The sequence below is a fragment of the Megasphaera paucivorans genome (assembly GCF_900103535.1).
GTDB classification, from domain to species: Bacteria; Bacillota; Negativicutes; order Veillonellales; family Megasphaeraceae; genus Megasphaera_A; species Megasphaera_A paucivorans.
In genome coordinates this window covers 207,145-221,501 of sequence record NZ_FNHQ01000001.1, presented here as the reverse complement: position 1 = coordinate 221,501, position 14,357 = coordinate 207,145, and the positions used below count along the sequence as shown (strand labels likewise).

Here is a 14,357-nt window from a genome sequence, read left to right as displayed (position 1 = left end):
TTTCCCCTCATCATGTTGATAGCATGGTGAGGTTTTTCTGTCATACATCAGTTGAATTATCAGAATTGTCTTCCAAGGAACTCTCTTCTTCAGATGTTTTTGGTGTAAACTCAAGAAGTTTTATAGCTTTAATTTGTTTTTGGAGAAGTAAAATTTGATTATTTTTTTCTTCTTGTATTTCGGGAGGAGCCATAAGGGATGGATGTATTTCCATTCCTTTTTCTAATATTTTTACTAGATTTTCCATTGTACGAGTAAATTTTCCTAGTTCTCCTTCATCTAACTTTTTCAATTCATTGTTATTTATTTCTTTTATTGCTTTTTCACATAGAGCATGAAGAACCTGTTCTATATCTATGTTTGCTGATGTCTTAATTTTGATATCTTTTTCTAGAGATTGAAGGTCTAGATTAGCCTTTTTAGTTGTTATGTACTTATTAAATACATTATAAATATTATTTATAATTATATTAATTATAGCTATTATCTTCCCTGTCATTTTTATATATAACCATGAACACCCCGCTTCAACACCTACAAATTTAATGTTTCCTTCAATTTCGGGAACGGTTAATACTGCTGTGAAAAGTTTAGAAAAATTATCAGCTATATCACTTAAAGTCTTAAGATCTGATTCTTCTGGTAATTTTATGCAAATCATATCTTTATCCATTGTAGGCAAAATATTGTTTGCAAGCGATAATATTGCATTACATTCAATCTTCAATGTTGCTAATTCATTATTGAACTTATTGCAATTAGCATTTGCAACTACAGTTTGGTTAGATGTATGTATTGTGGAAATTTCGGGAATACTTGTTATTATATTAATGTGTTCTTTTAAACTGGGAATACGTTCTAGCTTATGTAATGCTATTAATACATTTGTTACGTTTTTTACCATACATAAATTGCTATCACGAGGAATGGGGTCAATTGATATAGATAATAAATCTTTATTTTCTTCAATAATTTTTTGAATTTCACTAAGTCTCATTGGATAAGAGCTCCTTTATTGTAAATTTGTAGGCATTAGTTATTAGTTATTTAATCTATTCAAGTAATCAATATTGGATGAGTTAAATTCAACAGATATCATTCCGTTGGCATAAGAAGATACTTCGTATGGCTGATATATCATATAAAAAATACCTTGCCCGACTAAATAATAGTCATTACTTATTCTAGTTGGTTGGTGCATTAGATAAATTTGCTTCCATTGCCAATTGTATGCAGGAAAAATTTGACTACCGGCTAGTCTTTTCCACTGATCAATACTGGCAATATTTACAAAATTAGATATTGGAATTCGATCTCCGGTGTCTTTATCATATACCAATCCATAATAATGTTCTTGTGGATGAGCACCCCCGCCATCTCTTAATTTAGTTAGTATAATGGATAAAGTATGATTATCTTCATATTTTACAGTGTAGGACAATTTTACTTTATACCAACCACTGTAATAATCAGCTTTTGTTTTTTCTACATAGCTAGCAATATCAGTATTGATTTTTTCTTGTGCATCCGCATTGTCTATATACACAAGAGGGTAGGATAATTGCATGTTAGTATCTTCTTGATATCCAGATTCGACAGAAGCAAAAACAGGAATAGCTAATAAAATAAATGTGAGTGTCATGAATAATTTTTTCATTAAATTATCTCCTCTTTATTATGATATTTAGTAGTTATTTTTTGCTTTTTTAAATTTAGTTCTAAATGTGTTTGTAATTCTTTGAATCATGCCTTCCTTATCTGAACGGGGTGCATTTAATCTCATGTCTTTATAATACATTACATCTTTTCCAGTTTTTGTATCAATAAGCCGAAAATCCATAAAAACATTTCCGAGTCCTTCATTTTGATTATATGCGTAAATATTCACATAAAGTACTGCATCATAATTTTTACGTATATATGTAATATAAGCAGAATTAAATTCAGTGCTTCCTGGTTTCAAGGTATCGGAATATAATGCTGTAAAAACATCACCGGCTTCATTCGCAGAGGACATGTTGCATATATCAGCAAAAGAATGGCTAATATAATTTGTATATTTTTGGGTTATATATGGATCTGATATATAGGCATAGCATTGGGGGGGTACTGTGGAGACGACACAAATTTTTTTTATATGAGTAAAATCATATTTATCATCTTTATAAAATGATTTGTCATCTTGAGCTGGAGAATTTCCTATAGATTGTCCAATTGAATACCCAATATTATACCAATCATCGGCGTATACATTACTAGATACAGTTACAAATAATAATAAAACAAAAATCATTACATAAAATGTTTTTTTCATAGACATGCCTCTTTATCAATTTCGCCAAATAACATAAAATGCATTTGCACTAATTATTTTATAACAGTTTAATATATATTCCCTAAAGGAAACAATGTTATTATACTGTTTCTTCTAATTAGTATCTTTCAATACACCTGCATAATAAAAAATGTGCTTCTCGATGGGTCATAATATCTTTATAACGAGGAGCTGCTTGAAGCAATCGTGGATCTATATCATAACTATATGACAATAAATAAAGTGCAAATATATTTGCCTCATATTCGCTACGGGCACGACAGTAATTTACTGTGTCCGTGTGGAAAGTATATCCAATAGTACCATGCATGAGTGCATGTCCTAATTCATGAGCAACAACAATAGGAATTTCTCGTTCATCTAGTTTATTATTCAGAACAAATGTTTTTCGGCGGAGTGGGTGGGTAAGGTATCCAAGAATATCATCAGGAAGAGAAGTATATACAATAGGAATTCGTAATATTTTAGCAATTTGCATGGGATTAGAGGTCCCCATTTTCCGTACAAGATTTTTAACACGTAATTTAATATTTTTTCGCAATAGACGACACCTACTTAGTTTTGTCGTCTATTTTGCGTTTGTTGGCACGTTTGGCAGCATAAAAGGCGACTTTTAACGACTGCATAACCATATCCTTTTCTTCTGGAGTTAGGTTGTATGTATCTCCGTCAAATATTACTTCTGATTGCTCTAAGTATTTTTTTAAATCCGCAGGCACCTTTTCTGATTTTTCTGGATTTACTTTTTCGGAGATAATAATTGTATCTAAGGGTGCATTTGTTGCATTAGCAATTGCTTTCAATGTAGAAACACTGGGGTTATAACGATTTTTTTCTATATCTCCGATATAGGAACGTGAGAGGTTTGTTAGTTTTGCTAATTCTACTTGAGTAAGTCCAGCTTTTTTACGAGCCTCTTTTATGTTTTCTCCAATAGTAGCCATTAATAATGCCTCCTTTTATTTGTACGGTTTTTCCGTCTATATATAAATTATAGTACATTTTTGACGGAAATACCATTGACAAAAAGACGGAAATACAATACAATAATCATTAAGAACGAAAATACAAGTAGGAAGGAGATTAATAATGAAGGAGATTGGAAAAATGTTAAAAAAAGCACGTGAAAATATTGGCAAGACTCAACAGCAAATTGCCGATGAAGCTGAAGTATCACGAGCTTATTATGCAGATGTTGAACGTGGTAGATATACTCCCAGCTTAAAACTTCTTTCTCGATTAGGTAATCTTTTAAATATCGATCTTAATTTTTTAAAAGAAAATGACGGAAATACAAGTATATAAAACATCGTGTAAAAAGGAGTAGACATATTTGATAACAGAAAAAATATAGAAAGTGAGGTGTGTTTTTCATGATTGTAGAAGGACAGATTTATTCAGCTAGAGGTGTGGCAAAGGAACTGCGTATAGCAACGACAACCGTATATGCCATGGCTAAAAACGGAAGAATTCCATGTTTTCAAGCAACGCCTCATAGTCAGCTTCGTTTTGCCGGTTGGCAGATTCGGGCATGGATTGACAGTATGGCCAAAGAAAAGGAGGTTAAACAAAATGGCAGTAAAACCGAAAGAGGACATCGTAATACCGTGGCACTTTAAGGGATATAACAACCCTAGGGAACCACCTAAAGCTATCTATTATATTGACGTGCAGCAAGCCTTGGAATCACAGCTAAGTTTGCAGTTAAAAATGCAATTAAATAAGTTAAAGGCAAAGTATTATGCGGTGTTAGTTGTATCGGCAGTAACAATTTTATTGCTTTGTAGAATTATTTATGATCTGACATAAAAAAAGCCGCCTTGGCAGAGGCGACTAAGAAAAATTAAATCTGTGAATAGTTTACCACGAAACAATAAATAGTTAAAGGGGGATTCAAAATGATGAATTGCACCATGTACAGAAACGATTTTAATAAAAGAATAGATCCAGACAGATTACCCAATAGTGCCATACAGCGGATAAGAGATTCGTATCCGGAACTATCCTATATCAGCGGACAGCTAGATGGTGTTGCAAAAGATATGAGAAATAATGCCGAAAATGATTACTCGAAATCCAGACTAAATGAATCGTTAACAAAACTTGAAGTGATTGTAGATGATATCCGTGCTGAAATGGACGAATTAGAAATTGCTCGACAAAGTGTATCAGCAGAATAGGAGAGGATGATCAGTATGGCCGTAAACGCATTGCCAACACTCGTGCCAATAGAACCTAAACTAATGAAAGCGGATTTAGTCTTTGATTGGAATCACGAGCAGGTCAAAAATTATTTGGTAGCCGTAACAGAAAAATATCATGGATTAGTGGTTACCGATGAAAATGAAGAGGATATGTCGAAAGCGCTGCGGGAAGTAGTTTCCCTGCGTACTGCGATTACTAAATTTCAAACTAAAGCAAAACACAAATTAAAAGAGCCGGTCAATACCTTGGAATTACAGGTAAAAGAGTTACTTCAGGTTGTTTCTGAAGTGGAAGTGCCGTTGCGTGAGCAGCTTAATAGGTATGAAGAACACAGACAAGCGGTTTTGTCCGAGCAAATCGCAGACGAAATAACAAATAAGGCAGCGGCTGCTGGTTTGCGTCAAACCTATTTAGAACAGTTTGTTAGTGATACCCGTTGGTATAACAAGACTTCCAAGTACAGCGAAACAACGATTGGCATTGATCGGGAAATCAGCAGATTAATGGAATTACAAAAAGCCGATGACGACAGAAAAAAATTATTGGAAGAACGGCTTGAAATGGCCAATGAATGGGTCAGCATGGCAAATGAAAAATACAGATTAAGTACTTCCATGAAATTGAGTGATGTTATTCCTGAATCATCTTTAAGCGAACGGACAATAACCGAGTTAAAGCAGTTGATATATGGCAAGGCGCAGACATTGCATGAGATAGAACAGCAAGCCATTGAACGTGCCGAACAAGAAAAATTAGCGCAGGAACAAGAATGGCATCGGGCATTAGAGGCAGAACAGGAAACCATCAATCAAAAAGAACCGCAGGAAGTCATACAAAAGGACAATTCCCCAATTGAAAATGAAGACGCGCTGCCTGTATGTAAAACCATGGTCATTAAAATATACGGAGTCCACGTTTCAGAAAGAGAGGATCAACTCATTTGTCAAATGATTGATGGGTTTGACCGGGTGTATGACGTAACGCTTGAAGAGTAAGAGGTGGGAAATATGGATAAAAAAATACCGCTTTTAACGGCAAATGACATTGAATGTCGGATACAAATGATTACCAAGAATAATAAAGCGTTGGTTTTACTGTATAAGAACGCCCGTGTAGATATGCGGGTTTTAGATGAAGTATTCGGGCCGATGAATTGGCAGCGGGAGCACCAAGTGGTAAATAACAATCTGTTCTGTACTATAGCAGTGTGGGACGAGAGCAAAAAAGCGTGGATATCTAAACAGGATGTCGGCGTTCCTTCACAGACAGAAGCAGAAAAAGGACAGGCAAGCGATGCATTTAAGCGTGCGGGTACCTGTTGGGGAATCGGCAGAGAATTATATGATGTTCCGCCTATCTTTATCTTACTGGATAAGACGGAAATAGTGCCACGGAGTAATGGAAAGACGACCTCCTATGCGAAATTCTACGTAAAAAGCATTCAGTATGATGAAACACTCCGGAAATTTACGGAACTTAGCATTGTAGACAGCAAAGGGAAAAGCAGGTATTCATTACAATCACCCGTGAAGTCGGCTGTAACGGTACCGAAGCAAAACGATGATAAAAGTATAGGAAAAGAAAATAAAACGCAAAGCAGCGGGGCTCAGGCTGAAAAACAGACGAATGATGTAACCTCGAATGCTGCCAATGATATAAAAATGCGGAATCATTACCTGATTGAAATTGTGAAGGCCGCGAATGTAAAAGAAATGGCAAACAGGCTGCCATCGATTATACAAGAAGAATACGGAGTTAACAGCATTAATAAATTAACCTTTGAACAGGCAAAAGAAATGTATGAAAATATTGATTTTATTCTCGATACGGCTATGGCGGAAGCCGAGGATAAAGAGGCAGTGAATAGGTAATGAAATTTACAGCAACAGTGCAGACGATAACAGGGGCATTAGGAACGGCCCTTGTTATTACGGCACCTAAATCTGAAGAGATAAACAAGTTTGACGGAAAGAAAAAATACAGCATTGAAATCAAGAAACCCTATCGGAAAAGATCCTTACAGGCGAATGCGTATTGTTGGGTGTTAACGCAGCGGATCGCTGAAAAGTTATCGCAGGACGGCAGCTATCACAGCAAAGAAGATGTATATCGTGCCTGTATTAAAGATTGCGGCCATTTTGTTCCGGTACCGGTGCGGGATGATGTTGTAGATGAATGGTGCCGGAGATGGGGAAGCAAAGGCTTGGGGTGGGTAAGTGAAGTTTTAGGCCCCTGCAAAAACACAAAGGGATATACCATTGTTGCCATGTATCACGGAAGCAGTACCTATACCGTAGAAGAAATGACAAGGTTAATTAATTGCTTGCTTGATGAAGCGCAGCGGTTAGGCGTAGCAACCGAACCACGGGAATATGTTGATGGCTTATTGCAGGAATGGGGCGAGCATGATGAGACTCAGCGGGAAAAAGCTAAGAAAACTGAACAATGATATCCACGATAGAGATCATCATCAGTGCATTGTCTGCGGAGTATATGTCCCGAATGGCATTAAATTCCATCATGAACGCAGCGGTCTTAAAAATGATTGTATCGAAGAAGGTGTAACGCTTTGCTATGCCTGTCATCAACAGCGGCATTTTGGGGCGGTCGCTAAAATAAGAAAAATTTGTCGTGACTATCTAACTAAATTGTATGGAGAACGCTGGCACGGCCGGAGGTAATATATGTCGACAAAAATAAGAGTTGAAAAAGTAAAAAATTTTACAATATTATCCAATAAACTATTGCAGGATAAACGCTTATCTTTTAAAGCGAAAGGATTATTGGCTTTTATGCTTAGTTTACCGCCTGATTGGGATTATTCCATAGAAGGGTTGGCGTATTGTTCTAAAGACGGGAAAAACAGCATTCGAACAGCTCTAAACGAACTGAAAGAATGTGGATATCTTGTTATGGAACGGGCTAGAGATGACAAGGGCCGTCTGGATGGAACCGAATATATTATCAGAGAAGAACCGGAACAGCCTATATTGGAAAATCAGACGCAGGCACCTATGTCCGAAAAACCTACGTTGGAAAATCCAATCGTGGAAAAACCTACGTTGGAAAATCGCACACAACAAAATACTAATATACAAAATACTAATATAACTAATAATAAAAATAATATATATATAAAGGGCGAGTGTGATACACCGGATTCATCAAAATCAAAGGTAATTGAACAGGTTGAAGAAGTTTGCGGTATAGAAAACCATCACGGTGAAATAACTGAGATTATCGATTATTTGAATGATAAGGTCGGAACACGGTATAAACCGAATACCCCTCTGACAGTGAAATTAATACGATCCAGAATGAAAGAAGGGTTTGCTGTCAGCGATTTTAAGTTTGTCATTGATAAGAAAGTTGCTGACTGGGCCGGAGACTGCAAAATGAGTAAGTATCTCCGTCCAGAAACACTCTTTAGTAATAAATTTGAAGGATATTTGAATCAAGTAAGTACAGGAAAAGAAGACAGCAAACAAGCTGCTATCGATGTTGTCAATGAACTGTATGACGAGATGGGAGAACAAAATGGAAACTAGGGATCAGCAGGTAGTGAAGGCTTTATCAGGATTACAGCTTGCTTATCGGGACAGCCTTTCAAAATCACAAATGAAGTTTTATGCAGATATGTTACGAGATATTCATCCCGTTGTTCTGGATAAGGCAATTAAGAAACTGATATGTACATCGAAATTTCTTCCCACGGTAGCAGAAATACGGGAAACGGCTGAAAAGATGATCACCAAGGTTAACGGGACCAGACAAAAAGATATGAACGAAGCTTGGGAAGAAGTGATGGAGCAAGTCAGAATTTGCTTTGTTTATCAAGCTCCGAAATTCTCTACTCCTGAAATAGCGGAAACAGTGAAAAGCATGGGGTGGCGGAATCTCTGCATGATGGAAACACGGCAAAGCAGTACATACAGGGCTCAATTTCGAGATACCTATAAAATTGCGTGTACCCGGCATAGCGAAAATGCTCTTGATAGAAAACTGGGAGTATATGAAATTCCGATATCGGCAACAAAAGAATCTAAATTACAGCGAATTGGTGAATGTATGGGAGGTCATGAGGATGACTAACAGAGAATTGCCAGACCGTATAAAAAATATTTTTAACAGCATTAAGACGGGTACATTCCGGAAAGAAATGCAAATGCGTCCGGAAGTAGTGGAATATGCAAAACGATGTTTCCCGGAACTGACAGAAAAGATGCTGCGTGATAACTATACTGAAATCGCCTTTGCCTATGACAATAATCAAGTACAGTACGTGAACTGGCAGGGAATGACAGGTACGCTTGTAACGCAGAAGGCAGTATTGGACATAGATCAGTTTACTGGCTGTATTGTGGCGGAAATCGAAGGCGAAAGCGTTCACCATGAATGAATTGCGAATTTTCGATGATAGGAGATTTTTAAGGAGGACTATGTATGAATACAGCAATTATAAGCGGAAATCTGGGACGAGATCCTGAACTGCGGTTTACGGCAAACGGCAAAGCCGTGGCAAGCTTTAGTGTGGCTGCTGCATCAAACTACGTGAAATCCAATGGGGAAGGGACAGAAATAACGGATTGGCTGAATGTGGTATGTTGGGGCAAGCTTGCTGAATCGGTGGGGAATATGTTGACTAAGGGTGACAACGTATTAGTAAAAGGTAGAATCAGTACCCGATCCTATGAGGCGAAAGATGGTACAAAACGCTACGTAACTGAAATTATTGCAGATTATGTCAGCCGAAATATAACGAATGATGAAAAAATACAAAAAAATGACAGTAGTTTTGATCACTACGGGTCTGATGTAAATGAAGAAGAAATCCCATTTTAGTAAAGGTGGTACTCATAAATAATTATGAAAACTACAAAGAAAACGAGTTGTAAATGTGGGTATAGTGCCTGTTTAGAAGTAAATAGTAGCAACGGCATTACGATATATCGTCTGGTATGTCACCACTGCGGACGTACCGGCGGATGGTCTACCACAAAGGACGGGGCAGTAAATTTATTTAACGATGATGATATTGCTAGGAAGGTGAAGGGAAATGTGGATTTTAACACAAGATGGAAACATTGTAAATCTGGATAAGAGCATAGCGGTTGAAATTCATAATAATGAGATATTTTCTTATTGCGGATATGATTCATTAGAACATGATTACCTGTTTGATATGCTTGGAAAATACAAAGATCCAGAAAAAGTACGGGATGCTATATATCAGGCTATTGCAGAGGGGAAAAGAACATGGACTATGCCAATGGATGGTGAAAATAATGGGGTTAAATAGAACGGATGAATACATCATCAACATAAATAAAAGACAAGATACGTGGTTTGTCTTCACATATCTTGTCTTACAGCAGAGTTTCATTGGAAGATTAGCAGGTGTGGAACTTTTGATTTGTCATAATTTGGAAGTTTTTGCATGAATGGAACTCTGCTTGGCTCCATTATAGTACAAAATATTTAAAAGAAAAGTAGATAGTTAGTAAATTTTTGTATATATAAATAACAGTTAAAGGAGTAATTAGAAAGTGAATCAACCGTATACATTTACAATTACAGGTCGTCCGATAACTAAAAAGAACAGTATGAGGCGGACAAAAAATAGTTTGATGCAAAGTAAGCAGTATGCAGCATATGAAGAATCGGCTTTATGGCAATTAAAAGTCAGGCATAAAGAAAATACAATTGACTGCCCTGTCATTATGACAGCGTTGTATTATATGCCAAATCGAAAGTCATGGCCGGACTTGATAGGATTGCTACAGGCAACGTGTGACATATTGGAAAAAGCGGCGATCCTTGCAAATGACAGACTGGTTGTTGGTTTTGGTGACAGCCGGATAGCAGGGATAGACAAGCAGAATCCTCATGTAGATATTGGGATAGAAATTGTGCCAACGGATGGCATTGCCTATACGCTTGATCCATACGTGCTTAAAAATATGCGTCGGGCATAAGAGTATCCTATTGATTTAGTGGGAGGGGAAACAATGAAAAAAGAAACCATAGATGAATATATCATTAGAAAAGATAAATGGAGTATTTGCAAGAAGCATTTTTTTAAGAAGTTTGGCCGTAAATGTGAATTCGCTGCTAGAAAATGTAATAAACGGACATGTACTGATTTACAGTATGATGATTGTTTGGAACGTGTAAGTGCATTAAATATTGCTAGATCCAGAGCGGCTGCTGAATGGCACAAACGTGGATGGAATAAGATATGGCGTAGAAAGCAAGCCGGTACATTCAGACCACGGCAGATGATCCGATGTTGGAAATGGGAACATATCCGTCTTAGTTCATTTTGTTTACGATGCAAGATAAAAGAGGAAGAGCTGTGTTCTATTGAAAATAATAAGGGGATTATTAGAAATTCCAAATGCATTCATCCGTTATAAAAAAGAGGTAAATAAATGAAACAGGATCAGGTATTTGATTTAATCTGCTCATTGGTGGATGGAGATAAACAAAAAATAGATATTGGATTTAACCGAATGATCAGTGAGTTAGGAAATACAAATGGTGCGTATCGGTTACAACGCATATATGATTCTTATAAAAATAATACCGGCAAATTAATTGAACTTCCGCAGGCATTAAAACCGTTTGTTTGTGAGACCTATAAAGAAGTTTCCATGGATAATCTATTACTGAACGATACGATCATTGAGTTTTTGGAAAACATCCGTAAAGAATGGTCCTATCGCAAAGAACTCCGGGAACAGGGATTAACAAATAGTAACAGGGTGTTGTTAGTTGGACCGCCGGGCAACGGTAAGACCAGTTTTGCCATTGCCTTAGCCGGATATTTAGGGATTACACCGTATATTGCCATCACAAATGAGTTAATCGATTCGCATTTAGGGGAGTCTGAAAAGAACGTGATAAATTTAATCCAGAATATTCCTTCGCAGGGGCTTTTATTTCTGGATGAATTTGATACGTTGGGTACATCAAGGACAGATGATACAGCCTCAAGCGGGCGAGCTTACAACAATATTGTTAATAGTCTGTTAATGAGCTTAGACCGATTGCCTGAAGACGTTGTATTTGTAGCAGCTACCAATCGTGATGATTTATTGGATAGTGCAGTACATCGTAGGTTTGATGTAGTGCTTTCATTCCCAGATCCGACAATAGAGCAAAAAGAAATGTATGTTGAAAAGTATATGAAGCGAAAAGCGATACAGTTACCCTTTGATAAGGAAAAGATAGAACAATGTACGTCTTACAGCGATTTAGAACATGAGGCTGTTAGATTACATAAACAGTGTATTTTAAGCGGGTTATTGTAGGAGGCAGCTAATGAAAAATACTATAAAAAAGAGTGCTAAAACCATAACAGGATCATCTAAACAGTGTAAGGATTGTAATTGTACTGATTGTCATAATACGGCATGCAGGAAGCATAGCTGCTCATTTTGTGGCAAGAAGGGGCAATGGTTCCCATTACAAGAAAAATGTAAACATGTGTGCTAAAGGAGTGATATCCCTTGATAAAAAAAGGACAGCGGACGCGAAAAGATCCCAAGAAACAAACAATACAATTTATATTCTATCATGAACAGGTACTTAAACGGGCTGTCCGGGAAGCGCGAGAAGAATCACTCAGTACAGCGGGGCATACAGATGGTTCAGGTAGTCAGGCTTTTGTTTCTGATCCTACTGCAGTGCAAGGTATTAAATTAGCGACGGAATTAAAATCTGTAACACTTCGGAATGGAATTGTGATTGATAATCCCGGAAAGTGGATTAAAGTAATTGACGCTACGTATGATGGCTTGGATGATGTTAGTCGCAAAGCCGTAAAAATGAGGTATGAAGGCAGCCATTGGCGACGAATATGTAATAAGCTGAATATGGGACGGACAATGTATTACAAAATTCTAGAAAAGGCGGATAACCATGCGATCGAGATTGCAATTGATTTGGGACTGATTCATGTGGTGTGAGTTGTTGTGCTACAATATCAATAAACTCTTATTGGTAGGATAAGGTTAATTCGTATGATTATGGATATAAAATATTGAAAAATACAAAATGACTACCTTAAAATCAATTTTTGGTGGTCGCTTTGTTGTTTATTATTAAGTGTAAATTAAGCAGTTGACCAATATTCTTTTGAGAAATAACTTATATATAAACAATTATCGAATAATAATTAAAATGGTATAGGGAATTTTGTATGAATAAAAAAATAATATATAAGCGAATTGATGCAGCAGTATGATACGCGCTGTTAAAATTTATTTACACAAAAATCTTGATACACCCGTTTTACTTATATAAATGGAAATAATTTTATAGCTTAATCTAAAATGTAATAACATTTGCACTAGTACCTGATCGAGCCGTCAAAAAGATACTGCGAGACCGTGGCCCATATGATATAATAAAAACATACAGAAATTGTTGCGGAAGGGTTGTTTGAGCATGACAAAAAATACTACAGATTGGGATTTGAAAACTTTCAAAAATCTCATTGATAATCTCCATGACGAAATCATGATTTTTGATAACAACTACAAATTAGTTTATCTCAACAAAGCTAGTCTCCGTCACTACGGACTGCCGCCGGAACATTTTATCGGCCAGAATTTTTCCGTGTTAGATAACACTTTTTGGGGTAATTCCACACTGCCTATAGTGTACAGAGAGAAAAAAACTATAACCCGCCGACAGATCACGAATCTTGGCGCCGACATTATTACTATTTCTGTTCCCATCATGGATAAAGATAAAAATATCCAATATGTAGTCATGAACGTCAATGACTTGTATACTATCAACGAGTTAAATGATAGCGAAAAGAAATCCATTGATGTTACTTATCCTAAAACTTCAAAGGGTGACTATATTTACAGTAGTAAAGTCATGGAAAAAATCATGTCCATGGTCGGACAATTGGCGGCTTACGATATGCCCTGCCTGATCATGGGTGAAACCGGTACTGGTAAGAGCTTGTTAGCCAAATATATGCATAACATCAGTCTCCGCAAGGATAAACCGTTTGTCAGCCTAAATTGTGCCTGTATCAATCCGAACCTCATAGAGTCGGAGCTGTTCGGTTACAAGTCTGGTTCTTTTACTGGAGCTGACAAACAAGGAAAAAAGGGTCTGTTGGAAATCGCCGATGGTGGTACCCTGTTCATGGATGAAGTATCGGAGATTCCCATGGAATTGCAAAGCAAGTTCCTACAAGTCCTGCAGGATCAGGAATTTATCCCCGTGGGTGGACATAAGCCGGTCACCGTCAATGTCAAAATTATTGCTGCTACCAATTGCAATCTTCAAAAACTAGTTGCGACAAAGAATTTCCGTCAGGATCTTTATTACCGCCTGAATGCTTTTGAAATCGTCCTGCCACCACTCCGGGAAAGACCCGATGACATTAAGGCGTTGTCCTATTTTTTCCTGAATAAATACAATAAGAAATTTAAACGCAATCAACTTATTACGGAGGAAACACTCAGCGTGCTGATGAATTATTCTTGGCCGGGTAATATACGCGAGCTGGATCATATCATCCAAAAAATGGTAGTCCTGTCTACAGATAGCCATGAGTTACTACCCCAAGACTTGCCAAAGAATCTTTTTAAATTTTTTTCTACGGAGCAAATAGTTAAAGAAGATACATCGCTTGACGATTTACTAGCCGATTACGAAAGCCGAATCATCCATGATGCTTACAACAAATACCAAACCAGTACTCATGTAGCCAAGGCCCTGAAAATCAGTCAACCAAAGGCTTACCGTCTCATCAAGAAATATATCAAGGATACTGAATAACAAAAAAGAA

Annotated in this window: 23 protein-coding genes; 18 read left to right on the top strand and 5 right to left on the bottom strand. The window is 36.9% G+C overall.

The features are described 5' to 3' along the window. Positions 1 to 40: 40 nt before the first annotated feature. The 5 genes from BLR11_RS01080 to BLR11_RS01060 all read right to left on the bottom strand — a co-directional run bounded on the left by BLR11_RS01080 (position 41) and on the right by BLR11_RS01060 (position 3,279). Positions 41 to 997, bottom strand: coding sequence for a hypothetical protein (locus tag BLR11_RS01080; protein WP_091647418.1), 957 nt, complete (start codon positions 995 to 997; stop codon positions 41 to 43). Between the two features lie 42 nt (positions 998 to 1,039). Then, positions 1,040 to 1,657, bottom strand: a complete 618-nt coding sequence (locus BLR11_RS01075; RefSeq protein WP_091647417.1) for a polysaccharide deacetylase family protein — start codon at positions 1,655 to 1,657, stop codon at positions 1,040 to 1,042. Between the two features lie 27 nt (positions 1,658 to 1,684). Continuing rightward, positions 1,685 to 2,314 carry a hypothetical protein gene (locus BLR11_RS01070; RefSeq protein ID WP_091647414.1) on the bottom strand — a complete coding sequence of 210 codons (630 nt, stop codon included), beginning with the start codon at positions 2,312 to 2,314 and terminating at the stop codon, positions 1,685 to 1,687. A 118-nt stretch (positions 2,315 to 2,432) separates the two neighbouring features. Next, positions 2,433 to 2,876 carry an ImmA/IrrE family metallo-endopeptidase gene (locus BLR11_RS01065; protein ID WP_091647412.1) on the bottom strand — a complete coding sequence of 148 codons (444 nt, stop codon included), beginning with the start codon at positions 2,874 to 2,876 and terminating at the stop codon, positions 2,433 to 2,435. A 10-nt stretch (positions 2,877 to 2,886) separates the two neighbouring features. Further along, positions 2,887 to 3,279 carry a helix-turn-helix transcriptional regulator gene (locus BLR11_RS01060; protein ID WP_091647410.1) on the bottom strand — a complete coding sequence of 131 codons (393 nt, stop codon included), beginning with the start codon at positions 3,277 to 3,279 and terminating at the stop codon, positions 2,887 to 2,889. A 145-nt stretch (positions 3,280 to 3,424) separates the two neighbouring features. On the opposite strand from BLR11_RS01060, the gene BLR11_RS01055 reads away from it, so the two are divergent. From BLR11_RS01055 to BLR11_RS00975, 18 genes are all read left to right on the top strand, one after another. Continuing rightward, a complete protein-coding gene (locus tag BLR11_RS01055; protein WP_091647409.1) occupies positions 3,425 to 3,640 on the top strand; it encodes a helix-turn-helix transcriptional regulator in 216 nt (71 codons plus the stop codon). A gap of 68 nt (positions 3,641 to 3,708) precedes the next feature. Next, positions 3,709 to 3,954 (top strand): helix-turn-helix transcriptional regulator, encoded by a 246-nt coding sequence (locus BLR11_RS01050; RefSeq protein ID WP_091647407.1) that lies wholly within the window; start codon positions 3,709 to 3,711, stop codon positions 3,952 to 3,954. Next, on the top strand, positions 3,908 to 4,144 hold the full coding sequence (locus BLR11_RS01045) for a hypothetical protein (protein ID WP_091647406.1): 237 nt from the start codon (positions 3,908 to 3,910) through the stop codon (positions 4,142 to 4,144). Before BLR11_RS01050 ends, BLR11_RS01045 begins: the two co-directional genes overlap by 47 nt. Before the next feature lie 89 nt (positions 4,145 to 4,233). Continuing rightward, positions 4,234 to 4,515, top strand: a complete 282-nt coding sequence (locus BLR11_RS01040) for a hypothetical protein (protein ID WP_091647404.1) — start codon at positions 4,234 to 4,236, stop codon at positions 4,513 to 4,515. A gap of 15 nt (positions 4,516 to 4,530) precedes the next feature. Continuing rightward, the gene (locus BLR11_RS01035; protein WP_176762819.1) at positions 4,531 to 5,535 is read left to right on the top strand and encodes a DUF1351 domain-containing protein; all 1,005 of its coding nucleotides are present in this window, start codon (positions 4,531 to 4,533) and stop codon (positions 5,533 to 5,535) included. Between the two features lie 12 nt (positions 5,536 to 5,547). Further along, on the top strand, positions 5,548 to 6,411 hold the full coding sequence (locus BLR11_RS01030; protein WP_091647401.1) for a hypothetical protein: 864 nt from the start codon (positions 5,548 to 5,550) through the stop codon (positions 6,409 to 6,411). Continuing rightward, the gene (locus tag BLR11_RS01025) at positions 6,411 to 6,989 is read left to right on the top strand and encodes a hypothetical protein (RefSeq protein ID WP_091647400.1); all 579 of its coding nucleotides are present in this window, start codon (positions 6,411 to 6,413) and stop codon (positions 6,987 to 6,989) included. The genes BLR11_RS01030 and BLR11_RS01025 overlap by 1 nt, the downstream gene beginning before the upstream one ends. After that, on the top strand, positions 6,946 to 7,221 hold the full coding sequence (locus BLR11_RS13900; protein ID WP_143006381.1) for a hypothetical protein: 276 nt from the start codon (positions 6,946 to 6,948) through the stop codon (positions 7,219 to 7,221). The genes BLR11_RS01025 and BLR11_RS13900 overlap by 44 nt, the downstream gene beginning before the upstream one ends. Before the next feature lie 3 nt (positions 7,222 to 7,224). Continuing rightward, positions 7,225 to 8,088, top strand: a complete 864-nt coding sequence (locus BLR11_RS01020) for a conserved phage C-terminal domain-containing protein (RefSeq protein ID WP_091647398.1) — start codon at positions 7,225 to 7,227, stop codon at positions 8,086 to 8,088. Next, the gene (locus BLR11_RS01015; protein ID WP_091647396.1) at positions 8,078 to 8,632 is read left to right on the top strand and encodes a replicative helicase loader/inhibitor; all 555 of its coding nucleotides are present in this window, start codon (positions 8,078 to 8,080) and stop codon (positions 8,630 to 8,632) included. Before BLR11_RS01020 ends, BLR11_RS01015 begins: the two co-directional genes overlap by 11 nt. Continuing rightward, entirely contained in the window at positions 8,625 to 8,939 is a 315-nt protein-coding gene (locus BLR11_RS01010; RefSeq protein ID WP_091647395.1) for a hypothetical protein, read from the top strand. Before BLR11_RS01015 ends, BLR11_RS01010 begins: the two co-directional genes overlap by 8 nt. A gap of 44 nt (positions 8,940 to 8,983) precedes the next feature. After that, positions 8,984 to 9,382, top strand: a complete 399-nt coding sequence (locus BLR11_RS01005) for a single-stranded DNA-binding protein (protein WP_091647393.1) — start codon at positions 8,984 to 8,986, stop codon at positions 9,380 to 9,382. 214 nt (positions 9,383 to 9,596) lie between these two features. Then, positions 9,597 to 9,839, top strand: coding sequence for a hypothetical protein (locus BLR11_RS01000; protein WP_091647391.1), 243 nt, complete (start codon positions 9,597 to 9,599; stop codon positions 9,837 to 9,839). 247 nt (positions 9,840 to 10,086) lie between these two features. After that, positions 10,087 to 10,515: a RusA family crossover junction endodeoxyribonuclease gene (locus BLR11_RS00995; protein WP_245675046.1), complete on the top strand. Its 429-nt coding sequence runs from the start codon at positions 10,087 to 10,089 to the stop codon at positions 10,513 to 10,515. Between the two features lie 33 nt (positions 10,516 to 10,548). Next, positions 10,549 to 10,956 carry a hypothetical protein gene (locus tag BLR11_RS00990; protein WP_091647390.1) on the top strand — a complete coding sequence of 136 codons (408 nt, stop codon included), beginning with the start codon at positions 10,549 to 10,551 and terminating at the stop codon, positions 10,954 to 10,956. A gap of 15 nt (positions 10,957 to 10,971) precedes the next feature. Next, on the top strand, positions 10,972 to 11,853 hold the full coding sequence (locus BLR11_RS00985; protein ID WP_091647388.1) for an AAA family ATPase: 882 nt from the start codon (positions 10,972 to 10,974) through the stop codon (positions 11,851 to 11,853). A gap of 198 nt (positions 11,854 to 12,051) precedes the next feature. Then, on the top strand, positions 12,052 to 12,510 hold the full coding sequence (locus BLR11_RS00980) for a hypothetical protein (protein ID WP_091647386.1): 459 nt from the start codon (positions 12,052 to 12,054) through the stop codon (positions 12,508 to 12,510). A gap of 481 nt (positions 12,511 to 12,991) precedes the next feature. Next, positions 12,992 to 14,347 carry a sigma-54 interaction domain-containing protein gene (locus BLR11_RS00975; protein WP_091647384.1) on the top strand — a complete coding sequence of 452 codons (1,356 nt, stop codon included), beginning with the start codon at positions 12,992 to 12,994 and terminating at the stop codon, positions 14,345 to 14,347. Positions 14,348 to 14,357: the final 10 nt, after the last annotated feature.